General features: G+C 68.1%; 18 protein-coding genes. 12 read left to right on the top strand and 6 right to left on the bottom strand.

Going from position 1 to position 21,530, the window contains the following annotated elements; all coding sequences use genetic code 11:
* Positions 1-52: 52 nt before the first annotated feature.
* The 4 genes from BLS55_RS00495 (at position 53) to BLS55_RS00480 (ending at position 4,124) form a co-directional block, all read left to right on the top strand.
* Positions 53-727: an HAD family hydrolase gene (locus BLS55_RS00495; protein WP_092152528.1), complete on the top strand. Its 675-nt coding sequence runs from the start codon at positions 53-55 to the stop codon at positions 725-727.
* Between the two features lie 87 nt (positions 728-814).
* Positions 815-1,192 (top strand): DUF488 domain-containing protein, encoded by a 378-nt coding sequence (locus tag BLS55_RS00490; protein ID WP_092152370.1) that lies wholly within the window; start codon positions 815-817, stop codon positions 1,190-1,192.
* Between the two features lie 419 nt (positions 1,193-1,611).
* Positions 1,612-2,841 (top strand): glycosyltransferase family 9 protein, encoded by a 1,230-nt coding sequence (locus BLS55_RS00485; RefSeq protein WP_092152369.1) that lies wholly within the window; start codon positions 1,612-1,614, stop codon positions 2,839-2,841.
* On the top strand, positions 2,841-4,124 hold the full coding sequence (locus tag BLS55_RS00480) for a CgeB family protein (RefSeq protein ID WP_092152368.1): 1,284 nt from the start codon (positions 2,841-2,843) through the stop codon (positions 4,122-4,124). Before BLS55_RS00485 ends, BLS55_RS00480 begins: the two co-directional genes overlap by 1 nt.
* Positions 4,125-4,248: 124 nt before the next feature.
* On the opposite strand, the gene BLS55_RS00475 is transcribed toward BLS55_RS00480, so the two are convergent.
* The gene (locus BLS55_RS00475; protein ID WP_092152367.1) at positions 4,249-5,244 is read right to left on the bottom strand and encodes a hypothetical protein; all 996 of its coding nucleotides are present in this window, start codon (positions 5,242-5,244) and stop codon (positions 4,249-4,251) included.
* Between the two features lie 233 nt (positions 5,245-5,477).
* On the opposite strand from BLS55_RS00475, the gene ybgF reads away from it, so the two are divergent.
* From ybgF to BLS55_RS00455, 4 genes are all read left to right on the top strand, one after another.
* Positions 5,478-6,902 (top strand): tol-pal system protein YbgF, encoded by a 1,425-nt coding sequence (gene ybgF, locus BLS55_RS00470; RefSeq protein WP_143339488.1) that lies wholly within the window; start codon positions 5,478-5,480, stop codon positions 6,900-6,902.
* Positions 6,903-6,951: 49 nt separating this feature from the next.
* Positions 6,952-8,217 carry a DNA-processing protein DprA gene (dprA, locus tag BLS55_RS00465; protein ID WP_257243071.1) on the top strand — a complete coding sequence of 422 codons (1,266 nt, stop codon included), beginning with the start codon at positions 6,952-6,954 and terminating at the stop codon, positions 8,215-8,217.
* Positions 8,214-9,278 (top strand): tyrosine recombinase XerC, encoded by a 1,065-nt coding sequence (locus BLS55_RS00460; RefSeq protein ID WP_092152364.1) that lies wholly within the window; start codon positions 8,214-8,216, stop codon positions 9,276-9,278. The genes dprA and BLS55_RS00460 overlap by 4 nt, the downstream gene beginning before the upstream one ends.
* A 186-nt stretch (positions 9,279-9,464) precedes the next feature.
* Positions 9,465-10,382, top strand: a complete 918-nt coding sequence (locus tag BLS55_RS00455; RefSeq protein ID WP_092152363.1) for a manganese-dependent inorganic pyrophosphatase — start codon at positions 9,465-9,467, stop codon at positions 10,380-10,382.
* 259 nt (positions 10,383-10,641) lie between these two features.
* Here the strand turns inward: BLS55_RS00455 and BLS55_RS00450 are convergent, their stop codons facing one another.
* The 5 genes from BLS55_RS00450 to BLS55_RS00430 all read right to left on the bottom strand — a co-directional run bounded on the left by BLS55_RS00450 (position 10,642) and on the right by BLS55_RS00430 (position 14,750).
* Positions 10,642-11,070, bottom strand: a complete 429-nt coding sequence (locus BLS55_RS00450) for a TOBE domain-containing protein (RefSeq protein WP_092152362.1) — start codon at positions 11,068-11,070, stop codon at positions 10,642-10,644.
* 244 nt (positions 11,071-11,314) lie between these two features.
* Positions 11,315-12,454 (bottom strand): DUF4198 domain-containing protein, encoded by a 1,140-nt coding sequence (locus BLS55_RS00445; protein ID WP_092152361.1) that lies wholly within the window; start codon positions 12,452-12,454, stop codon positions 11,315-11,317.
* Positions 12,455-12,640: 186 nt separating this feature from the next.
* Positions 12,641-13,435 carry a ComF family protein gene (locus tag BLS55_RS00440; protein WP_143339487.1) on the bottom strand — a complete coding sequence of 265 codons (795 nt, stop codon included), beginning with the start codon at positions 13,433-13,435 and terminating at the stop codon, positions 12,641-12,643.
* Positions 13,432-14,127 carry a flavodoxin family protein gene (locus tag BLS55_RS00435; protein ID WP_092152360.1) on the bottom strand — a complete coding sequence of 232 codons (696 nt, stop codon included), beginning with the start codon at positions 14,125-14,127 and terminating at the stop codon, positions 13,432-13,434. The genes BLS55_RS00440 and BLS55_RS00435 overlap by 4 nt, the downstream gene beginning before the upstream one ends.
* Complete coding sequence (locus BLS55_RS00430) at positions 14,124-14,750, bottom strand: MBL fold metallo-hydrolase (RefSeq protein WP_092152359.1); 627 nt, start codon at positions 14,748-14,750, stop codon at positions 14,124-14,126. Before BLS55_RS00430 ends, BLS55_RS00435 begins: the two co-directional genes overlap by 4 nt.
* 143 nt (positions 14,751-14,893) lie before the next feature.
* Between BLS55_RS00430 and BLS55_RS00425 the strand changes: the two genes are divergently transcribed.
* The 4 genes from BLS55_RS00425 to BLS55_RS00410 all read left to right on the top strand — a co-directional run bounded on the left by BLS55_RS00425 (position 14,894) and on the right by BLS55_RS00410 (position 21,189).
* On the top strand, positions 14,894-17,407 hold the full coding sequence (locus BLS55_RS00425) for a tetratricopeptide repeat protein (RefSeq protein WP_092152358.1): 2,514 nt from the start codon (positions 14,894-14,896) through the stop codon (positions 17,405-17,407).
* Positions 17,408-17,890: 483 nt separating this feature from the next.
* Positions 17,891-20,119: a ferrous iron transport protein B gene (gene feoB, locus BLS55_RS00420; RefSeq protein WP_092152357.1), complete on the top strand. Its 2,229-nt coding sequence runs from the start codon at positions 17,891-17,893 to the stop codon at positions 20,117-20,119.
* 96 nt (positions 20,120-20,215) lie between these two features.
* Complete coding sequence (locus tag BLS55_RS00415; protein WP_257243069.1) at positions 20,216-20,704, top strand: thermonuclease family protein; 489 nt, start codon at positions 20,216-20,218, stop codon at positions 20,702-20,704.
* A 62-nt stretch (positions 20,705-20,766) separates the two neighbouring features.
* Entirely contained in the window at positions 20,767-21,189 is a 423-nt protein-coding gene (locus tag BLS55_RS00410; RefSeq protein ID WP_092152524.1) for a hypothetical protein, read from the top strand.
* Positions 21,190-21,530 lie beyond the last annotated feature (341 nt).

Below are 21,530 nucleotides of genomic sequence, written 5' to 3'. Positions count from 1 at the left end.
CGGGCGCTTTGTCGAGCGCCCTCCGAACCATCGGGAGAAAGCCTTGCAGACCATGACCGAAGCCAGCCCGGAACGCCGTTGGCAGTATGTATTTTTTGATCTGGACGGCACCATTACCGCCTCGCACACCGGCATTATCCGCTCCGTGCAGTATGCCCTGCGGCGCATGGGGCGTCCTGTGCCGGAGGCGGCGGCGCTCATGCCGCTCATCGGGCCGCCTTTGCAGGAATCCTTCGGCCGACTGCTGGGCGGGGATCCCGCCCTGGCGCAAGAGGCCACCCGTCTGTACCGGGAATACTACACCGTTACGGGCATCTTTGAGAACCGCGTCTACGACGGGGTGGAAGATTTGCTGCAGGCGCTGCGGCACGCCGGGCGCACGCTCTGCCTGGCCACCTCCAAGCCGGAGCCCTTTGCCCGCCGCATCCTGACCCATTTTGGGCTGGACACCTGCTTCAGCCATGTGGCGGGCGCAGAGCTGGACGGCCGCCGCACGGGCAAGACGGAGGTGCTGCGCCACGCGGCTGCCCTGTGCGGCATGGATGACCCGGCCGCGGGCCTGATGGTGGGCGACCGCAAATACGACGTGGCGGGCGCGCACAGCGTGGGCCTGGCCTGTGCGGGCGTGCTCTACGGCTACGGCAGCCGGGAGGAACTGCAGGAGGCCGGCGCGGATTGGCTTTGTCCGGACCCCGCCTGCCTGCAGAAGCTGGTCCTGGGGCGGTAGGGCCGGAGCGGCCCGACAGCCTCGGAGCCTTCCTGCGAGCCGCTGGTTGCGCGCCCTTCCTTGCCCCTTGACGCCAAGGAGACCTTTATGCCCCGGATACTGCTTGCCCGGGTGTACGATCGGCCCGGCCCGGAAGCGGGCTTCCGCGTTCTGGCGGACAGGGTCTGGCCGCGCGGGGTAGCCCGCGCCGGCGCGCCCTGGGACGTGTGGCTCAGAGACCTGGCCCCCTCCACGGCCCTGCGGCGGTGGTTCGCCCACGACAGGGCAAAATGGGAGGCCTTTCAAGAGCGCTATTTTCAGGAGCTGGACGCCGACGCCCCAGCCCGCGCGGCCCTGGAAGATCTGCGGGGCCTGCTGGCCCGGCACGCCACGGTGGTCTTGCTCTACGCGGCTAAGGACACGGACTGCAACAACGCCGTGGCCTTGCGGCGCTATCTGCTGGAGCGCCCCGTGGCAGCGCCTTGAGGCAGACCCAAAATTCTGACCCCGCGGCACGACGAAATGTGCGAAAAATTCTGAACACGATCAGAAAGCTCTGGCGGCCGCGCGTTCGGCGCAGCCCGCCGCCCGCGGCAGATGGTTCGTATGGTTTAAGGGCGGGGTGCGCGTTGGGGGCCGTTGCAAATGCGCCTGGCCCGCGGTCAGCTGCGCCAAGCCGCCGCCCGCAGCGCCGGGCTTGCCCTGGTCTGGCGCAACGCATAGAGTTGCTCTCCAAGGATTTTTGCGGCGCGCGGGGCCGGACCCCTGCCGTTCCGACTTTCGGTCAGGGGGGCGATGCGCTCCCTGAAAAGGGAAAAGGCCGTTGCAGGGTGGGGCGGGGCTGTACACAAAAAGCGCTGCTCCCCCACAAAACAGCGAACGCGTGTAACCCGTTGCGTGGCAATATGGCGGCATTTCTGGTTTTACAGGCGGCGCGCTTTGGCGACTTGGTGCAGACCGGGCGGCTTTTGCGCGGGCTGCAGGCCCAGGGGGAGGTGCAGCTGGCCGTGGATGCGGGGCTGGAGCCCCTGGCCCGGCTGCTCTATCCTTTTGCGCGCGTCTGGGCTTTGGCCCTGCACGGTCGGCCTTCGGCCGCGGCCCTGGCCCGCAACCGGGAAATTCTGGCCCAGTGGCGGCGGCAGGATTTTGCCGCTGTGTATAACTGCAATTATTCCGGGCTGACGGCCGCGCTCTGTCGGGTTTTTGCGCCGGAGCAGGTCCGCGGCTACCGGCCCGCGCCCGGGGGCGTGCTGCGGTCTTCCTGGGCGGCCCTGGGCTTCGGGCTCAGCGCCCGCCGGGCCGAAACGCCCCTCAACCTGGTGGATTTCTGGGGCCACTTCTGCACGGAACCGGCCGTGCCCGCGGCCGTCAATCCCCGCCCCCTGCCGGGCGGCAGGGGCATAGGGGTGGCGCTGGCCGGGCGGGAGGCTCGCCGTTCGTTGCCCGTGCCGGCGCTGGCCCAGCTGCTGCCTGTGGTTTTTCGTCTGCGCGGGGGGCCGCCGGTGTTTCTGCTGGGCACAGCCGCGGAACAGCCCGCCGCCCGTCGTTTGCTGCGTCTGCTGCCGCCGGAAGTGCGGGAACGGACCAGAGATCTGTGCGGCAAGACGGATTGGCCCGCGCTGGCTGCGGCGCTTACGGGGCTGGATCTTCTGCTCGCCCCGGATACGGGCAGCACGCACCTGGCGGCGCGGCTGGGCGTGCCGGTGCTGGCCTTTTTTCTTTCCTCGGCCTGGGCGCACGAAACCGGCCCCTACGGGCCGGGGCATTATGTCTGGCAGGCGGCGCTGCCCTGCGCGCCCTGCCTGGAATCCGCGCCCTGCCCCAGGGATACGGCCTGCCTCAGGCCCTTGCAGTCTGCGGCGTTGCTGCGCTCTGTGGCGGCCGTGCTGCAGGGCGGGGTCGCGCCGCCCCAGCCGCCCGGTCTGCAGGTCTGGCGCACGGGGCTGGACGCCCTGGGCGCTCGCTTGGATCTGCTGGCCGGGGAGGATGCTCAGGCCGCAGCGCGAAGGCGGCTGCGAGGGCTGCTGTTCCGGCGTCTGCGGCTGCCGGAAGCGCCGGAGGGGGCCGCCGCGCCCGCGCCGGAATGGTTCGCCCCGGAGGCGGACTGGATGTTGCCGCCAGGGAGATACTGCTGATGTCCGCCATGCCGTTGCGCATCCTTGTGGTCCTGCCCATGTACGGGGGGTCGTTGCCCATCGGGCACTACTGCGCCGCCGCCCTGCGCGCGCTGGGCCACAGCGTGCGCGTGTTTGAGGCCCCTGCGCTCTATCCGGCCTTTACCGGTCTGCGCAAGCTGGGCCTGGCCCCGGCCCAGGCCGGGCAGCTGGAAACGGCCTTCCTGCAGCTGGTCTCCCAGGCCGTCTGGGCCATGGTGCGGGAGCAGGAGCCCCATCTGGTGCTGGCGCTGGCCCAGGCTCCGCTGGGGCGCGGGCTGCTCCAGCGGCTGCGCCGCGCCGGGGTGCGCACGGCCATGTGGTTTGTGGAGGACTACAAAGTCTTTGAGTACTGGCGGGCCTTTGCTCCGCTGTATGACCTGTTTGCCGTCATCCAGAAGGAGCCCTTCCTTTCTCTGCTGGCGCAGGCGGGGCAGGCCAATGCCCTGTACCTGCCCCTGGCGGCCCTGCCGGACTTCCACCGTCCCCTGGAGCTGCGCCCGGAGGAACAACGGGAATACGGCGCGGACGTGGCCTTCCTGGGCGCGGGCTATCCCAACCGGCGGCGGGCCTTCCGCAGCCTGGCGGGGCGGAACTTCAAGCTCTGGGGATCGGACTGGGAGGACGAACCGCTGCTGGCCCCGCATTTGCAGCGCCACGGCGCGCGCATCGGGGAGGAGGAATGCGTCAGAATCTACAACGCCACCCGCGTCAACCTCAACCTGCACTCCAGCGTGAGCGACGCGGCAGCGGTCGTCCCCGGCGACTTCGTCAACCCGCGCACCTTTGAACTGGCGGCCGCCGGGGCCTTCCAGCTGGTGGACGCGCGCGGCCTTATGCCGGAGCTGTTCGCCCCCGGCGAGCTGGCCACCTTTACCACGCTTTCTGAAATGCTCCAGGGCATTGAATACTACCTGGCCCATCCTGCGGAGCGCCAGGCCGTGGCCCTGCGCGGGCGGGAGCGCGTGCTGGCGGAGCATACCTACGCCAGGCGGATGCAAACCCTGCTCGACGCTGCGGCCCGCTGCCTGGGGCCGTGGCCGGAGGCGGAGGCCGCTGCGGCCGGAAGCGTGACAAACGACGAGGAAGCGCTGCCGCCCGATCTGGCGGCGGAGCTCCAGGATATGGTCCGGCGGTTGGGCCTGGGGCCTCACGCGGGCTTTGACGACGTGGTGGCCGCCCTGCGGGCCCGCAGCGGCGCGCTGGACGAAGCTGAAGCCGGTTTGCTGTTTCTGGACGAGTGGCGCAAACAGTACAAGCGGTAAGGGAAGACAGCCGGAAGAAGGGCGCAGGTGCGGCAAAGGGCGCCTTCCCCCGCGCCCCAGCCCTGCAAAATTTTTTCAGGGCGCGCCGGGCGCGTGTTGCGGACGCGGGGGCAAAGGCTCCTGGCTACGGCAGGGCGATGGACGTAACGGCCGTGGCGTAGAAGGGCAGGCAGGTCATGGCCGCCAGCAGGGCCGCCAGCAGGGCGGGCTTGTGGCGCAAGGGCGCGGCGCTGCGGCAGACTACGGCCCAGAGGACGGCGGGCAGCAGCCAGAGCAGTAGGCGGGCGCTTTCCCACAGGGCGTTGCCCGTGGTGAAGACCCCGCCCTGCCAGCGCGCGTAGACGGCAAGGCCGGAAGAAAGCAGCAGCGCCAGCCAGAACAGGGTCCAGGCGCGGCTGGCCCACACGGCGCACCAGGGGATCATGGCGTTGTAGTGGTCGCGGCCGAAGTCGTCCCGGCGGCGGCGCAGCGCCAGCCACAGCGCGCCTGTGCCGCCGGCCAGGCCCAGGGCCAGAGGCAGGGTGGCGTAGAGGGCGCACCAGAAGGGGGAGAGCCAGCCGGGCAGGAAGAGGCCGCCCAGGGTCAGGTTGGCGGCCTCCGGCAGCGCAAAGGCCGCCAGCAGGCGGGCGGCGGCCAGGGTGGCCGCCAGGGCAAGCCAGCCCTGGATGCCGCTGATGATGCCCAGCGCCGCGTGGAGCACGGGCAGCTTGGGCAGGAATTTCCAGAGGGAGAAGTACAGGCTGCTCACCAGCACGGCCAGGCCCAGCAGAATCCAGGCCATTTCCGCCATAAAGGCCGGCAGGGAATCGGGCGTATAGGAACCGTGCGTAAAAAACAGCCAGATGCGGCTGCCCACCAGCAGGGGCCAGCCCAGCGTCAGGGCCAGCAGGGCCAGCTGCCGGGCGCATTTTTCATAGGAGGCGCGTCGCCGCGTAACCGCCAGCAGGCGCGCCGCACCCGAAACAAAGCCCAGGCCGGCAAAGGCCGCCAGTGCCGCCAGGGGCACAGCCAGGGCAACGGCCTCCAGACCTGACTGAACCAGGGGATGGGCCGCCAGCAGCTGGCGCAGGGCGTCAAGCCAGACGCCGCCCGCCGTCAGGATGTCCTGCAAAACGTTCATCGGATACCGCCCACGGGTTTCCGCACCGGAATGGAAAAGCTCATGCCTGCTCCTTACGGTCTTGCGCTGGTCAGTGCTGGTGCGCTATGTTCACAAAAAATGCGACACGCCTGTTTTTGCCTGAAAAATGCTCTGGCCGCAAGGGTCAGGCAGGCGAAGACACAATTCCGGGCCGTCTGACAACCGCGTGCGCGTGTGGGCCGGGGCGGAACTTCGTGCGGAGATTTCCGGATATGAAATATGCTTCACTGGCCATTGTGTTGAGCTGCCTTGCGTGTGTGGCCGGCTGCGCCGGCAAGGCGCGCACGGAAGCGCAGGCCGAACAGGAAAAACGCCTCCAGACCGTGGACCGGCGGCTGAACGCCCTGGAACAGAGCGTGGGCGCGCTGGATAGCCAGGTGGCCCGGCTCAACAACCGGGTCTATGAGGTCCGCACGGCGGGCGGGCGCAAAACCAGCTACCGCGTAGTGCCCATCCTGCCGCCGCAGCCCGTGCAGCCTGCTCCCGCTGCGGCCTCAGCGTCGCCCCCGGCCTCCGCGTCTGCGGCGTCGGCTTCCGCCAGGGAGGCAAAGGCGCAGGCCGCGCCCGTCGCACCCGCGCCCGTTGCGGCTGCGTCCGGGCCAAAGAGCGGCGCAGGGGCTACGGCAACGACGGCTTCCGCCGTCCACAGCTCTGTCGCCGCGCCGCCGTCCGGCGGAGCGCAGGACGGTCCGCAGGGGGTGCGCATCAACCCCGCCGCGCCGCCGCGTCCCTTCCCCGGCCGCATGGAGGCCCCGGCGCAATCTTCTGGTGCGGTTCGCCCGGCGTCTGTCGCCCCTGCGGCAGGGGGCGCTCCCGCCGCCCGGAATCCGGCCGTCGTGCCCACCCAGGGGGCCAGCCGCACGGCCGTGCCCGGCGTTCTGGGCCTGCCGCCGGAAAGTATGCCCGCGGCCCCGGCGGGGGTCGGTTCCGCTGCCGCGCCTGCGGGTAAACCCGCGCCGACAGCGCAGCGCAGCGCAGCCGCCCAGGGCGGAGCGGCCGCGAGTTCTTCCGGCAGAGCGGCCTCCGGCGCGGGCGGCAATACGTCCGTGCCTGTGCCGAGCCTGCCGCCCAAGGAACTTTCCCTGCCGCCGGAGCCCGCCGGTCTGGGCCTGCCCCCGCTGGAGGGCGCATCCAAGGCAGCTTCCGCGTCCCGGCCCGCCGGGCAGCGCAGCGGGCAAAGCGCAGGGCAGGCTTCGCCCCCGGCCGGAACCGCCGCGTCGTCCGCTGCGTCTGCGTCGTCCGCTCCGGCCGCGGCCGCCAGCCCCAAGGGCGAGGAAGCCGCCTACAAGGCGGCCCTGCGGCTGGCGCTTTCCGGCAAAAGCGCGCAGAGCATCGGGCAGTTTCAGGCTTTTTTGCAAAGCTATCCGCAGGGGCGCTATGCCCCCAACGCCACCTACTGGATCGGCGAAGGGCTGTACGCCCAGGGCCGCTATGGCGAGGCCCTGGACCAGTTCCGGAAGGTGGAATCGGGCTGGCCCCGGCACCACAAAACCGCCGACGCCCTGCTCAAGGCCGGCATGAGCCTGAGCCGTCTGGGCGACCGCCAGGGCGCGGCCCAGGCCTATGGGGAAGTGCTGCGGCGCTTCCCGCACTCCGAGGCGGCAGGCCTGGTGCGGGCGCGGGGGCTGGCCCGCTGAGGGGCCCGGCATGGACGCGACGGAAAGTGCGGGACGCCCGTGGCGGGCGATGGATGCGGATCAGCGCAGAGAATTCTGGGCTACTCTGGCCCTGCGCCACTGCAAGGGCATAGGCGCGCGTACGCTGGCAAAACTGCTGCGGCTGTACGGCAGCGCCTACGGCGCGGTGGAGGCCCGGCAGCGCTGGGGGGATGCCGGCCTGCTCTCGGCATCCCGGGAATTTGCGGCCGAATCCTGGCGCGCGGCGGCCAGAAGGGAATGGGACAGCGCCCGCGGCCTGGAGGCGCGCATCCTGCTCTGGTCTGATCCGGGCTATCCCCCGTTATTGCGGGAGATTCCCGACGCGCCCGCCGTGCTCTACTGCCGGGGCGACGGCAGCCTGTTGCGCGCGCCCGTCTTTGCCGTGGTGGGCTCGCGCCGGGCCACGGCCCAAGGCAAGGCCGCGGCGGCCTATATGGCGCGCTGCCTCGCCGCCTGCGGGCTGACTATTGTTTCAGGCATGGCCCAGGGCATTGACCGCGTGGCCCATGAGGCGGCACTGGGCCAGGTAGGCCGCAGCATCGGCGTGCTGGGCACGGGCATTGACGTGCGTTACCCCGCCGCCAACGCCCCCGTGTTCGCGGCTATGGAGCGCGAGGGCCTGCTGGTTTCGGAATTCCCGCCCGGCACGCCGCCTATGGCGGCCAACTTCCCCGTGCGCAACCGCATTATCAGCGGTCTGGCGCTGGGTGTGCTGGTGGCGGAGGCCGCCAGCCGCTCCGGCAGCCTGGTCACGGCCCGGCTGGCGCTGGAGCAGAACCGGGAAGTCTACGCTGTGCCCGGTCCGGCCCTGGACGCGCACTGCCTGGGCAGCCAGGATCTGGTGCGCCAGGGGGCGCGGCCCGTATTCAACGCCGAGGACGTGCTGCGCGATCTGGCGGCGCGGCTGCTGCCCTACGGCATTAGTCCCGATACTCTGCCCGAAGCTGAAAAGGCGGCCGCGGCAGACGGTTTTGCGGCGGCGGATGGGGCAGCCCCCCAGACCGTGGCTGCGGCTGCGCCCGCCGGGGATGCGGGCAGAGCGGTGGGGGCCGCCCCGGCCCCTTCTGCCGTGGAGCCGACGCCCCCCGCGCCCCCGGTGGCGGCGCTGCTGGCCCCGGAGGCGCAGGGCGCGCGGCTGCTGGCGCATTTGCGGGAGCGCGGTCCCTTGCAGGTGGACGCTTTGGGCCTGGCTTTGGGCCTGGCCCCGGCGGCCCTGAGCGGCCTTCTGGTGGGGCTGGAGATGCAGGGCAAGGTGCGGCGGCTGCCAGGGGCGCGTTATGAGGTGCAGGCATGAAGCGGCAAGAACGGCGGGCGTCAGGAGCGGATGGCGAGCGGTTTGCGGCGGACGCGGCAGGAACACAGGCCGCAGCGGCGCGCCCGGCCGACTTTCCTCCAGAAGGGCTGGACAAGCCGGCCGGACGGGACGGGTCGGACGCGGCAGCAAGGCTTATCGACGCCTTCCTGGCCTGGATGGTTGTGCAGCGCGGGGCGGCGGAGGCCACCCGACGGGCCTACGGCGCGGATCTGGCCCAGCTGCGGGATTTTTTGCGCGGCCAGGGGGTGGACCTGGGCCGTCCAGAAACCGTGACCAAACGGCATGTGCAGGCCTTTCTGGCCTGGCTGTTCCACCAGGGGGAGGCTAAAAGCTCCATGGCGCGCAAGCTGGCGGCGGCGCGTTCTTTTTTTCGGCTTCAGCTGCGCAACGGCCGGGTGGGGGAGAACGTGGCCGCCCAGGTGCGCAATCCCCGGCAGGAAAAACGCCAGCCTCGCGCCCTCAATGTGGACGAGACCTTCGCCTTGCTGGACGCGCCCGGCGCGCGGCAGCCGGCTACGGCCGAGGCGGAGCGCCTGCTCTGCCGCGATCTGGCCCTGGCCGAGCTGCTCTACGGATCTGGCCTGCGCATTTCCGAGGCCCTGGGCCTGGACCAGGACGACGTGCAGCTTGCATCGCAGGTGCTGCGGGTTATGGGCAAGGGCTCGCGGGAGCGCCTTGCGCCGCTTTCGGACGCCTCCTGCGAGCGCCTGCAGGCCTGGCTGTGCGAGCGGCCCCTGCTGGCCTTGCCGGAAGAAACGGCCCTTTTTGTGGGCGCGCGCGGGGCCCGGCTGCAGCGGCGGGAGGCCGCGCGCATCATAGCGCGGCTCTGTCGGCGGGCGGGGCTGGCGGTGACGGTTTCACCGCACAGCCTGCGCCACTCTTTCGCCACCCACCTGCTGGCGGCGGGGGCGGACCTGCGCAGCGTGCAGGAGCTTCTGGGCCACAAACGGCTGACCACCACCCAGCGCTATACGCAGGTCAGCCTGGAACGGCTGGTGGAGACCTATGACGCGGCTCACCCCAGGGCCGGGAAAAAATAAAAAAATCACGAGAAGGGTAAATCGCAGTCTAACATATAAATATTATAATATGTTATTGTAATTTTGCTGCGTTTTAGCCGGGAATTTTCGGCAAAAGGTCTTGGCATGGACCTGACTTTGTGCTAAAGAGAACAAAGCGGTGCCACGGTACCGCCCATACCCGAACCAACGGAAGGAGAGACTGCCATGTCCGCATTAGTTCTTGGTCACATGAATCCCGATACCGACAGCATCATTGCCGCCATTGCCGCCGCCGATCTGTACGGCAAACGCGGCCTGGACGTCACCCCGGTGGCTCAGGGCGCGCCCTCCCCGGAAACCGCCTTTGTGCTGCAGAAGTTCGGCCTGACGGCGCCCCAGGTGGTCTCCGACGTGGCCGGCAAGGAAGTGTATCTGGTGGATTATTCCGACCTGGCCCAGGCCCCCAAGGGCATGGACTCCGCCACCGTGCTGGGCATTGTGGACCACCACAAGCTGGGCGACGTGACCACCTCCACGCCGCTGGAAGCCTGGATCTGGCCCGTGGGCTGCTCCAACACCGTGCTCAAGAACATGTATGACTTCTACGGCGTGGAAATCCCCAAGAGTATCGCCGGCGGCATGCTCTGCGCCATTCTCTCCGATACCGTCATTTTCAAGTCCCCCACCTGTACCCCTGCCGACAAGAAAGCCGTGGAAGAGCTGGCCAAGATTGTGGGCGTGGACGACGTGGTCAAGCTGGGCATGGAGATGTTCAAGGTCAAGAGCGCCGTGGACGGCACCTCCATGCACGACCTGGTCTTCCGCGACTACAAAGACTTTGACATGAACGGCAACAAAGTGGGCATCGGCCAGCTGGAAGTGGTGGACCTCTCCATCCTTGAGCCCGTCAAGGCCGGCCTGCAGGCCGAGATCGCCAAGGTCAAGGGCGAAGGCCGCCACAGCGTCTTCCTGCTGCTCACGGACATCATGAAGGAAGGCTCGGAAATGCTCATCGTTTCCGACAACCCCGCCGTGGTGGAAAAAGCCTTCGGCGTCAAGCCCGCGGGCGATTCCGTCTGGCTGCCCGGCGTCATGAGCCGCAAAAAGCAGGTGGTTCCCAATTTTGAGAAGGCCTTCAAATAAGCAGGCTTTCAGCTGACGCAAAAAACGCCCCGGGCCTTACGGCCTTGGGGCGTTTTTGTCATGAAAGGGGGCAGCCTCTGCCGGGCAGGTGCCGCTGATATACGGCGTTGTAACGTTGCACTGCCGGGCGGCTGCGCGGGCAGACGCGCGCCGTGCGGGCGTAAGCGCAATGCAGCTGCGCTGGCAAGCGCCGGAACGAACGTGTCGTAACCTTTGAGAATACCTATTCACAAAGGGAATCTGTTCTAAAGGCTGAATCCTATTTGGGCACGGCCAGAATGACCTGGGAGGCCTTGGCGACGGCGGTGATCTTTTTGCCGGGCTTGAGGCCCATTTTTTCCACGCTGCCCATGGTCACGATGGAGGCAATGGACGTGCCGCCGGGCAGGTCCACCACCACTTCGGCGTTGACCGCGCCGGGGGTCACCTTGCCGATGGTGCCGGGAAACTGGTTGCGGGTGGAAAGCAGATAGTTTTCCGCGTCTTCCACCAGCAGCACGAAGCTGGCCTTGATCAGGGCCATGGCTTCTACGCCGGGCTTGAGGCCCAGCTTTTTGGTGCTCACCTGGGTGATGGAGGCCACAATGCTCGGGCCGCCTTCCACGGCCAGTTCCACTTCGTCATTGACGGCACCGGAATGGACGGCGACGATTTTGCCGCGAAACACGTTTCTCGCGCTGGTGTTCATGCTGTTCTCCTTGGAGCGTTTGTGCGGTTGATAGCCCGGCCGCAACGGTTCCCGTAAGCGCTGCCGCAAGCCCTCAGGGCTGCCCGCCGCCACGGCGGACGAAAACCTGCTCCGAGGCTCTCCGGCAATGTATGGCTGAATATACACGCTCCGGACAAAAAAGGCCAAGGCAGCACGCTCCGCACCCGCTATCGCAAAAAAGCGGGTAAAACGCTGCAGTTAGCTGTACACCCAAACAAGGGGCTCAGCGTTGGCGCGGCGCGGCGGGCGGGGCGTCCACAAAAAGCCAGAGCAGCGCGCCCATATCCAGGGGCCTGGGCTGGCCGTCCGGCCCCTTGAGGGGCGCGCCTTCAGTTTCGGCCTGGCAGCACCACCAGCCGGGCTGGCCCAGCACAAAAGAGAAAGCGCCCTGGCTGTCGGCCCTGGCCACCAGTTCTTCGTGCCAGGGGGTGGGCACGGCCGTTTTTTCCATATTGATGCGGCGCATGCGCACCAGAGCGTTGGGCAGGGGCTTGCCCTCCAGCCGCGCCTGGCCGCTGAACAGAACCGGCGCCATAAGGCCGAAGGGCCGCGTGCGGGGCACAATTTCAAAGCGTTGCCCCACGGGCGCGTCCCAGCCGCGCTCTACGCCGTACACGGGCAGAATGGTCTTCACATAGTGCTGGACAAACCGCTGGCGGGCGGCGTCCCACCAGGGCCGGGCCTCAATGATGAACTGATAGAGGCCGGGTTTGTTCAGCGCCACGTTGGCCCCCCAGGCCTTCTGGTCCAGGTAGCGGATTTCCTCTACATCGCCCAGCAGGTCGCGGCGTTCGGGCTGCAAATGTCCTTCCTTGAGGGGCGTGGCGTTGTCGTAGCGCAGCACGGCGAAAAGCTGGGGCATGTCCATGACCAGCCCCTCGTACTGGAAGGGCCGCAGCATGGTGATAAGCACGTCCACTTCCGCATCAATGTCGGGCTGGGGCGCTTCCGCAGCCGGCGCAGCCGCAGGCGCTTCCGCGGAAGCGGGCAGGGTGGCGTTGGCCGCCGCAGGGGCCGCCGCGCCTGCGGCGGCGGGCAGGGCCTCGGCCGGACCGTCGGGCTTCTGCTCCTTATTTTTTTTGTCCTCGCGGGCCCTGGCGTCGGGCTTTGCTTCGGCCTTGGGGGCGTTTTTCGCCGTTTCGGGCCTGGCCTCGACTTTTGCGGCCCGCTCCGGCGGAGCTTCCACGCTGGGGGCGCTCGGCACCAGCAGGGTCACCTGCGCCTGGGCCGTGGGGGCGGCGGTCAGGAACAGCCCTGTCAGCAGCAGACAGAACAGGGCCGGGCGCGCAAGGGCGTGCGGCGCGCGGCGGCAACCGGACCGCGCGCGGCGCGGGGCGGAAAAACCTAAAATGGTGTGCGGCATGGTGGTCCTCACTGGGCCTGTCCATAACAAGGACAGGCAGCGGCGAAGGGGGATCCCTCGCCAGGGTCTGCATCGTGTCGGCGCGGTTTTCTGCCGCCGGCCCGGAGGCACGGGCGTACCCTGCGCCAACTCTATAACAATTCTACACAATCGCGCTCCCCAGTATAGCGAAAGCGCCCGGCATTGTCATGTGCTGTGTTCGTCCAGCGGCGTGCGAGCCACGGCCAGCACGTCCACCGCCGCAGCCCCGGCGGCCCGCAGGGCGGTGACGGCCGCGGCCAGGGTGCTGCCCGTGGTCATGACGTCGTCCAGAAGCCAGAGGCGCAACCCCTGCGCCTCCGCAGCGGCGGCAAAGCTGTGGCGAACGTTGGCCCGGCGTTGCGCCGCCGTAAGGGTGGATTGGGCCGGGCCCGGCGCTGTGCGGCGCAGCAGGACGGGGCGCAGGGGCAGGCCCGCGCTTGCGGCCAGGGCCCTGGCCAGCTCGTGGGCCTGGTTGTAGCCGCGGCGGCGCAGGTGGGCGGGGTGTTGCGGCACGGCCAGCAGGGCGTCCGGGCGCGGCAAATGCCGGGCAGCGCGCAGCAGCAGACCGGCCAGCAAGGGCGCCAGATAGAGATGCCCGTCAAATTTGAGGCGCAGCAGCAGATGCCGCAGCTCCCCCGTGTACAGGCCATAAAATGCCAGGCCGCTCCAGGGGGGCGGTTCCGTAAGGCAACGGCCGCACAGGCCGCCTAGGTCCGTGCGCTGGGCAAAGTCCGGCGGGGGCAGGCCGCAGGCGGGGCAGCGCGGTCCGGCATAGGGGCCCAGCAAAGGGCGGCAGGCCGGGCAGAGCAGGGCTTCCGGGTTGTGTCCCGCAGCGTTGGGGGCAGGGACGAAGGGGGCAAGGCAGTGGAGGCAGCGCCTTTGGCGCAGGCCCAGCAGGCCCAGCAGGCGCGGCCAGGCGGCGGGGCCGGGCAGGGCCGGGAAAGGCGGAAGGCCGTTCACCGGTCCTGGGGAGGCAGATCCGGTGCGGACGGATCCAGTTCGGGCAGGTGTGGCGCGAACAGGTCCGGTGCGGCCTGACCGTGGGGGGCTTCGTGCGGCAGCGCGGCCAGGCGGCTGCCCCAGTCGTGCCCCCAGGAGCGCAGCGCGCCGCAGACCGCCGGGCGCTCCAGCAGATCCTGCGTGGTTTCCAGCCCGCGCAGGAGGCGGGTTTCGCGGATGCCCGCATGGAGCGGGGCCAGAAAGTATTTCAGCGTGAGCAGGGCCCCGGCAAAGAGCTTGTTGCCGCGAGAGCGTCCGGCGCAGAGGGCCGCCAGCACCGGCTTGAGCTGTGCGGCGGCGTGCCCGGCATCGTGAGCCTGCCCGGCCCAGAAGCGCTGGGAGCGGTCGATAAGCGCCTTGAAGTGCGCGGGCAGAGAATAAAAGTAGATGGGGGAGGAAAGGAGCACCAGGGGGGCGTCCAGAATGAGCTGCAGGATCTGCGCCGCCTTGTCGTTGGCCGTATCCAGCGTGCAGCGGTGGGGTGGGGCCGCGCAGCCCCCGCAGTTGGTGCAGGGGGCGAAGGCGTAATCCCGCAAAGGCAGGAGGCGCAGCTGTTGCCCCGCGTCGGCCATGCCCTGGGCGAACAGGGCCGCTACCGTATCCGAAACCCCGTTGGGGTGGGGGCTGCAGAGCAGGACCAGCGGCCGGTTCATGAGGGGAATTCGCCGCAGAAGGGGTTATTCAGTTTTTCGTCGCCGATGCTGGTGGCCGGGCCGTGACCGGGGAAGACGCGCGTGGCGTCGGGCAGCTTGAAGAGCACGTCGCGCACGGAATGGAGCAGGGTTTCGTGGTCCCCGCCGGGGAAATCCGTGCGACCGATGGAGCGGTAAAAGAGCGCGTCGCCCGTAAAGACCACGCCTTCCGTCGGAAAGTACAGGGAAACCCCGCCCGGCGTGTGGCCTGGCGTGTTCAGTATCTGGCAGTCCATGCCGCCGAAGGCGGCGGTTCCTTCGGGCATGGGCTGGCTGACGAAGGGCGGCACCGGGGGGAAGCCCCAGAGCCCGCCCTGGCTGGATTCGGTCTGGGCCAGGGCGTCGTCGCCCTGGGGCACATAGACGGGCGCGTCCGTGGCCTTTGCCAGGTCGGCCACGCCGTACAGATGGTCGAAGTGCCGGTGCGTGATGCAGATGGCCGCCAGGGCGAGCTTGTGCTCCCGCAGGTAGTCCAGCATGGGCGCGGGGTCGCCCCCCACGTCCACGGCCACGGCCTGCGCGGCGGTGTGCAGCAGGTAGCTGTTGGTTTCCAGCGGGCCCAGGGGAAAGGTTGCAACGGCCATAAAAGATCCTTTGGCGGAAGCGCCGGTCTGAAAGATAGAGCGGATTTCAGTCTAGCCCGGAACCAGGCACCGGGCAAGGGCGGAGGCTGCGGGTCTCCTGAATTTTTCTAGACAATTCGCCGCCGCCGCCCTACACTTTCAGGATGAAGCCATTGTTATCCCCTCCCCGGCTGGAGCGTGAAGACATCATCGAAATGGAAGGGCTGCTCTGCGGGCAGCTGGAGGCGTTTTTCTCCTTCAGCGGGCACGCGCTGTATTTTCCCACGGAGCATGCCCCCACGGAGCCGCAGCTCCTTTCGCGGGAGCGTCGGCTCCTGCTCCCGCTGCAGCGGGAGGGGCGGGCGCTGGGCGTGCTCATGCTGCACGGCGTGCGGGCGCGCGCGGCGCGGGCCCTGTTGCCCGTGCTGCCGGCCGTGACGGCTTTGTGTCTGGATAATCTGGCCTGGGTGCGGGCCTCCCGCACGGACGCGCTTACCGGCCTGGCCACGGAAGACGTGTTGTTTTCCCGTATGGAAGAGGCCGCGGCGCGCGTGCGCGCTCATCTGGAAGACCCGGCTATGGCCGGCGGACACGAGGCCCCCCTGCACCGCCTGTGCATGGGGCTTGTGCTGGTGCGGCTGCAGAACGGCCCGGAGCTCTTGCGGCTGGCGGGGCACGGCTTTGTTCAGGATCTGCTGCGGGCACTGGCGGCGGCCTGCCGCGCGGATCTGCCTTCGGACGTGCTGACGGCCCGGGTGGGACGCTATGAATTTGCTTTTTTGCTGGCGGCCAGCGGCCGCGGCGCGTGCCATAAGCTGGCTGTGGCCGCGCTGGAGCGCATGCGGGCCGTGGAGACGCGCCTGCCCCTGACCCGCAAGCGCGCGCCGCTGGAGCTCTGTGCCGGGCATGCCCTTTATCCGCAGGATATGCAGGGGCCGGAAATGAAGATGCCCATGAGCGAGCAGGCCCGCCGCTGCATGGACCGCGCCAGGCTGGCCGCCGATGTGGCTGGACAGGCCGTGTGCGCCGCGCCGGGCAAGGCCTGCTGCGTCATGCCCTTTGCCCGCATCCTGCAGGAAGGCGGGCTGGTGCTGGAAAATCTGCCCCTGGGGCGGGTGCGGGTGAGCCTGGGGCGTCAGGCCAAGGCCAGGGAAGGCATGCGCTTTGCCCTCTGGGACCGAACGCCGGGGGGCGAGCCGCGCAATAAGGGCGAGATAGTGCTGCTGCGCGCGCGGGATACGGATGCAGTGGGCGAGATCGTGCACCTGGCCGACGCCACCAACCAGCCCGCGCCCGGCGACGGGCTGACCCTGCTGGGGGCCGGGCCCGGCCTGAGCCCGGATCTGGAGGAGGGGGGCGTTCCCCTGACGCAGGCGGAAACAACGCCTGCGGACGGCGGGCGGCAGGAGCGCGCGGCCAGGGAACCCGCAGCGGCGGCGCAGGCCGCGTCCGCATCCGTCGTCGCGCACGCGGCCCCGGCCGCCGGAGCGCTGCCCGGCGATTTGTGCGGGCATGGGGATTTTTTGCGCCGCTTCGCCGGGGCGGCGGAGCCCTGCGCCGTCTTTACCCTGGCTTTGCTGCGCCTGGAAACGGCGCGCAACGGCGAAGGGAATGGCCCTGTGCAAGGGGGAAGGCGTGGCGCGGACCCCCTGGCCAGAGCTCTGGAGCTCTGGCGTGCCCCAATGGCGGGGATCTCGGCGGCGGAGGCTCCCCTGGCGGGCCTTTACGGCAGCAACAGCCTGATCTTTTTTCATCCCGGCCAGCCGGCAGCCGCGCTGCTGCCCGCGTATCAGGCGCTGTGCGCGGCGCTGCAGAAGTGCGGTCTGGCCGCAGCCGCGGGCCTGGCGGGTTATCCTTTTCTCCGCTTCCGCAAGGCGGAAATGCCCGACTGTGCCCTCAAGGCCTTGGAATACGCGCTGCTGCTGCCGGAACCGCGCGCCGGGGTTTGTAACTCCCTGGCCCTGAACATCAGCGCTGACAGGCGTTACAGCCTGGGCGACGTGTTCGGCGCGGTGGAGGAATACAAGCTGGCCTTGCTGGCGGATGCGGGCAACGTCATGGCCTGGAATTCTCTTGGCGTGTGCATGGCCGCCCTGGGCCGTCAGCACGAGGCGCGGCGGCATTTTCTGGAGGCCCTGCGCCATAAGCCGGAACCGGCCGCGGCGGAGCAGGTCTACTACAACCTGGGCACTGTCTGCCAGAGCCTGGGCGAACGCCGGGCTGCGGCCCGCTACTTCCGCCAGTGCGTCAAGATCGCGCCGGAGCATCTTTTTGCCCATATCCGTCTGGGGCAGCTCTGTGAGCAGGGCGGCCGCCGGGCCGAGGCCAGGCGGCACTACGAACAGGCGGCCGCCATTGAGGACGCGCATCCCGAAGGGCCCAGCGTGGCCCGGCGCTGTCTTGCGCGAGTGGCCGTGCGCCAGCGCCGGGGAGGCGAGGCCCGCGAGCTGCTGCACGAGGCCCTGGTGCGCAACCCGCAGGACGCCGCTGCCATGCTGCTGTTGGCCAGGATTTACCTGGATGGGGGGGAAGACCCCGCCATTGCCGAGATGCTGGCCCGCAAAAGCGCCGGCCTGCAGGACCGGCCCGAGGCGTGGCAGACCCTGGCCCGCGCCCTACGCGCCCTGGGCCGCGAGGAAGAGGCCCGCGTGGCCGAGGCCCGCGCCGTGCTGGCCTGACCGCCAGACCTGGGGCGGGGCCGTTGCGGCCTGACGTGTTTTCTGAACCAGGGGCGTCCCGGTCGCTGGGCACCCGCCCGCCCATACGGCTCCGGCCGCGAGCTGGCGGCGGCGGAAGCGCCCCCGTACCGCGGCGCGGCATCGCTTCCCCTGCAAGACGGGGCCGCCGCGCCGTCGCCTTGCCATATGCCCCCTGCGGCTGCACGACCGCACACGCCGCGCCCTCCGCCGTGCGGCATCTTTTTTTCTGCTGCACCCTTGACTTTCAGCGCAAGGGCGTCTACACCACAAGTGCTTCGGAATTGAATTTCAATTCTCAAGGCAATTTTTTGGGGTAGTCCTCGCGGTCCGGATACGGCGCGTGGGGCAGGCTGCGCTTTGGGCGCGGCCCTTGACGCGAACCGGCCACGGCCGGGGACGAAATCTGAATCTTGGGGCAAGCCGGCGGCCGCAGGGCCCCGGGCGTGCGCGGGAGGTGCGTGCATGAGTGCTGTTCGTCAGTTTGAAAACCTTGAAGATGGGCCCGGCAAGAAGGCCGTTGCGGTGCGCGTTGCCCTGGCGGGCAATCCCAACTCCGGCAAAACCACGGTGTTTAACGGCTACACCGGCGCGCGCCAGCATGTGGGGAACTACCCCGGCGTCACTGTGGACAGGAAGGAAGGGCACATTGTTGTGGACGGCACGCCCGTCACCGTGGTGGACCTGCCCGGCACCTATTCCCTGACCGCCTATTCGCAGGAAGAGCTGGTGGCCCGGCGGGAACTGAGCGCCGGCCATGTGCAGGCGGTTATCGACGTGGTGGACGCCTCCGCTCTGGAGCGCAACATGCTCCTCACCATCCAGATGCTGGAAATGGGCGCCCCCCTGGTGCTCTGCTGCAACATGATGGACGAGGCCCGCGCCGCGGGCATCCATATTGATATGGAGCACCTGAGCCGCCTGCTGGGCATCCCCGTGCTGCCCATGGTGGCCCGCAGCGGCGAGGGGCTCAAGGCGGCCATGAAGACCGCCATTGCCCTGGCCCGCGAAGGCAAACGCGAACCCCTGCGCTTTTCCTACGGCAGCGACCTTGACCCTGTTATTGCGGACATGGAAAAGCGCATCGCAGCAAGCCGGCTTCTGACGGACCGCTATGCGCCCAGCTGGGTGGCCCTCAAAATGCTGGAAGGCGACAGCGAAATCTGGCACGAGGCGCGCGCCGCCGATGCGCGCACCACCACGGATCTCCAGGACCTCTGCAACAAAACCGCGGCCCATGTGCGCGATACGCTCAACACCAGCCTGGAATCCATCATCACCGACTACCGCTTCGGCTATATCCGCAGCTTGCTGCGCGACGGCATCGTGCGGCAGGACGCGGGCAAGGATCGGCTGGCCCTCTCGGACAAGCTGGACAAGGTGCTGACCAACGCCTTTTTCGGGCCGCTGATCATGATCGGCGTGCTCTACCTCATGTTTCAGGTTACGTTTGAACTGGGCGCGTATCCCCAGGGCTGGGTGGAGGACGGCTTCACCTGGCTGGGCGATGCCATCACCGCAGTCCTGCCTGAGGGCCTGGCCCAATCGCTTATTGTGGACGGCATCATCGCCGGCGTGGGCGGCGTGCTCAGCTTTGTGCCGCTCATCCTGATCATGTTTGTGCTTATTTCCTTTATGGAAGACAGCGGCTACATGGCCCGCGTGGCCTACATGATGGACCGCATTTTCCGCTTCTTCGGCCTGCACGGGGCCTCGGTCATGCCCTACATCATTGCCGGCGGCATTGCCGGCGGCTGCGCCATCCCTGGGGCCATGGCCACCCGCACTCTGCGCAGCCCCAAGGAAAAGCTCGCCACTCTGCTGACCCTGCCGTACATGGCCTGCGGCGCCAAACTGCCGGTCTTTCTGCTGCTGGCCGGGGCCTTCTTCCCGGACAACGCGGCCACGGTCATGTTCCTGCTCACCCTTTCCGGCTGGGTTATCGCCCTTCTGGTGGCGCGCTTCCTGCGCTCCACCATCGTCAAGGGCGAGGCCACGCCCTTTGTGATGGAGCTGCCCCCTTACCGCATGCCCACGCCTTTCGGCCTTTTGCTGCACTGCTGGGAGCGCGCCTGGATGTACATTAAAAAGGCCGGCACCATCCTGGTGGCCGTGGCGGTGATCATCTGGGCCGGCATGACCTTCCCCAGCCTGCCTGAGGACAAGGCCGCTCCCTTTGAACAGCAGATCGCCCAGATTGAAGAGCAGATCTCCGCCCTGCCCGAAGGCGCGGAAGGCCGCGCCGCCCTGGAAGACCAGCTGGGCGAGGCAAAGAACACGCTTTCGGAAGAGGAGCTCTCTTACTCCGTGGCCGGGCGTCTGGGCAAGGCCGTGGAACCCTTTACCCGCCCCGCGGGCTTTGACTGGCGCACGGACATCGCCCTGCTGGCCGGCGTGGCCGCCAAGGAATCCATTGTGGCCACCCTCGGCACGGCTTACGCCCTGGGCGAGCAGGATCCTGAGGACGCCGCGCCCTTGGCCGACCGCCTTAAGGCCGACGACAACTGGTCCCCGGCTTCGGCTCTGGCCCTGATGCTCTTTGTGCTCATGTACTCCCCCTGCTTTGTGGCCCTGGTGGTCATCAAGCAGGAGGCAGGCAGCTGGGGCTGGCTGGCCTTCAGCATCCTGTTCAATACGGCACTGGCCTATGTCGTGGCGGTGGCCGCCTACCAGATAGGCAAGAGCGTGCTGTAGCGCCCCGTCTGCCAATCCCCTGCCCTCAACGCCCGCGCCGCCGCCTTGACAAAGGTTTGGCGGCGCGGGCATTCTTGCGGTACCGGGGGAACCGCCATGTCCAGAGGGAAATTCTGCGCCGTGCTGCTGCTGGGCCTGCTGGCCGCTTCCAACGCTGCGGCCAAAGCGCGGGAAGGCTATGTGCTGCATGTGGAGGACGGCAATACCGTCACCATAGCCTATGCGCCGGAAGGCACGCAGCCCGATGCCGTGCTGCGTTTTTACGGCATAGAGGCCCCCACCCTGCAGCAGCCTTTGGGGCCGGAGGCGCGCGCCCGTCTGGCCGCGCTCATGCCCGTGGGCACTAAGGTGAGTGTCGATCCGGTGGGCGAAAGCGAGGACGGCCCTCTGGTGGCCATCGTGCAGGTGGGGGGAACCTCGGTCAATTATCAACTGGTCATGGAGGGCCTGGCCTGGGTGGATCGCCAGCGTTGCAGGGCTGTTTTCTGCCGTCGCTGGTACATCCAGGAACATCAGGCCGTGCTGGAGCGGCGCGGCATCTGGGGCCTTAACATCGGCACCCCCCCTTGGCAGTGGGGCCGCTGAACAGGCCCGGCCCTCCTTGCAGGCACGGTTTTGTGCCGTATTTTTTTGCCATGGGAGCGTTTATGAACAGCAGTTGCAACGCCGCCGTGCAGGATTTTCTGGAAGGGTGGAAGGCGGACCCCAGCAACGTCAAAACGGCTTTTGCGGCGTATAAAGACTATCTGGCCGCTCAGCCCGGCGTGAGCCTGGAGTTCAAGGCCCGTCCCGGCATCAGTTATTCCTTGCGGGCGGTTCATGCGGCGCAGCGCGACCGCAAACTCTTTGTGCTGGTGGACGTGGTGGACGACGAACCGGAAAATCGCTGGCTTTCCGTGTGCTTCTACGACGACATGGTTGCGGATCCTGAAGAGAAGGGCGATTTTGTCCCCGGCGGCCTTTTGGGCGAGGATGCGCACTGTTTTAACCTGGATGAGGACGACGCCCGCATGCGGGAATATATCCAGCAAAGGCTGGCCGAGGCCCTGAGCAAGGCCGCGGCGGCCTGATCCGGTTTGCGCCGGCCTGAAGCGCCCATGCCCGCGCCTGCAGTGCGCGGACCGCAGCTTGTGAACGCCCTGGACAATCCAGGGCGTTCTTTTTTGCGGAAGGCAGCGTGTACGATATTTCATCGTGGTGAATGCAGTTTTACTGTATATGGTAAAATTTTTATGTATTTTTTCTACATCGCAGTGTTTTCCAGCGGTGGAATTGCCGTTCTGCATGCGACAGATGATTTTCTTTTGACCTTTTATGGATAAAATGTGCGGCTGAGCTAAAGGAAAAGTAATATTTCCCGATAAGGGGAATGTCCGGCCGTGCAGCGACGACGGCAGCGGCAATATCTTTT

Origin of the sequence: Desulfovibrio legallii (assembly GCF_900102485.1) — a bacterium.
Classification (GTDB): Bacteria; Desulfobacterota; Desulfovibrionia; order Desulfovibrionales; family Desulfovibrionaceae; genus Desulfovibrio; species Desulfovibrio legallii_A.
Note: the sequence above shows the minus strand (reverse complement) of the source record. Positions and strands in the feature narration are given on the sequence as shown.

Coding starts and splice junctions, on each gene's coding strand:
- BLS55_RS00495 (WP_092152528.1), top strand. CDS start 53: ATGACCGAAGCCAGCCCGGAACGCCGTTGGCAGTATGTATTTTTTGAT.
- BLS55_RS00490 (WP_092152370.1), top strand. CDS start 815: ATGCCCCGGATACTGCTTGCCCGGGTGTACGATCGGCCCGGCCCGGAA.
- BLS55_RS00485 (WP_092152369.1), top strand. CDS start 1,612: ATGGCGGCATTTCTGGTTTTACAGGCGGCGCGCTTTGGCGACTTGGTG.
- BLS55_RS00480 (WP_092152368.1), top strand. CDS start 2,841: ATGTCCGCCATGCCGTTGCGCATCCTTGTGGTCCTGCCCATGTACGGG.
- BLS55_RS00475 (WP_092152367.1), bottom strand. CDS start 5,244: ATGAACGTTTTGCAGGACATCCTGACGGCGGGCGGCGTCTGGCTTGAC.
- ybgF (WP_143339488.1), top strand. CDS start 5,478: ATGAAATATGCTTCACTGGCCATTGTGTTGAGCTGCCTTGCGTGTGTG.
- dprA (WP_257243071.1), top strand. CDS start 6,952: ATGGATGCGGATCAGCGCAGAGAATTCTGGGCTACTCTGGCCCTGCGC.
- BLS55_RS00460 (WP_092152364.1), top strand. CDS start 8,214: ATGAAGCGGCAAGAACGGCGGGCGTCAGGAGCGGATGGCGAGCGGTTT.
- BLS55_RS00455 (WP_092152363.1), top strand. CDS start 9,465: ATGTCCGCATTAGTTCTTGGTCACATGAATCCCGATACCGACAGCATC.
- BLS55_RS00450 (WP_092152362.1), bottom strand. CDS start 11,070: ATGAACACCAGCGCGAGAAACGTGTTTCGCGGCAAAATCGTCGCCGTC.
- BLS55_RS00445 (WP_092152361.1), bottom strand. CDS start 12,454: ATGCCGCACACCATTTTAGGTTTTTCCGCCCCGCGCCGCGCGCGGTCC.
- BLS55_RS00435 (WP_092152360.1), bottom strand. CDS start 14,127: ATGAACCGGCCGCTGGTCCTGCTCTGCAGCCCCCACCCCAACGGGGTT.
- BLS55_RS00430 (WP_092152359.1), bottom strand. CDS start 14,750: ATGGCCGTTGCAACCTTTCCCCTGGGCCCGCTGGAAACCAACAGCTAC.
- BLS55_RS00425 (WP_092152358.1), top strand. CDS start 14,894: ATGAAGCCATTGTTATCCCCTCCCCGGCTGGAGCGTGAAGACATCATC.
- feoB (WP_092152357.1), top strand. CDS start 17,891: ATGAGTGCTGTTCGTCAGTTTGAAAACCTTGAAGATGGGCCCGGCAAG.
- BLS55_RS00415 (WP_257243069.1), top strand. CDS start 20,216: ATGTCCAGAGGGAAATTCTGCGCCGTGCTGCTGCTGGGCCTGCTGGCC.
- BLS55_RS00410 (WP_092152524.1), top strand. CDS start 20,767: ATGAACAGCAGTTGCAACGCCGCCGTGCAGGATTTTCTGGAAGGGTGG.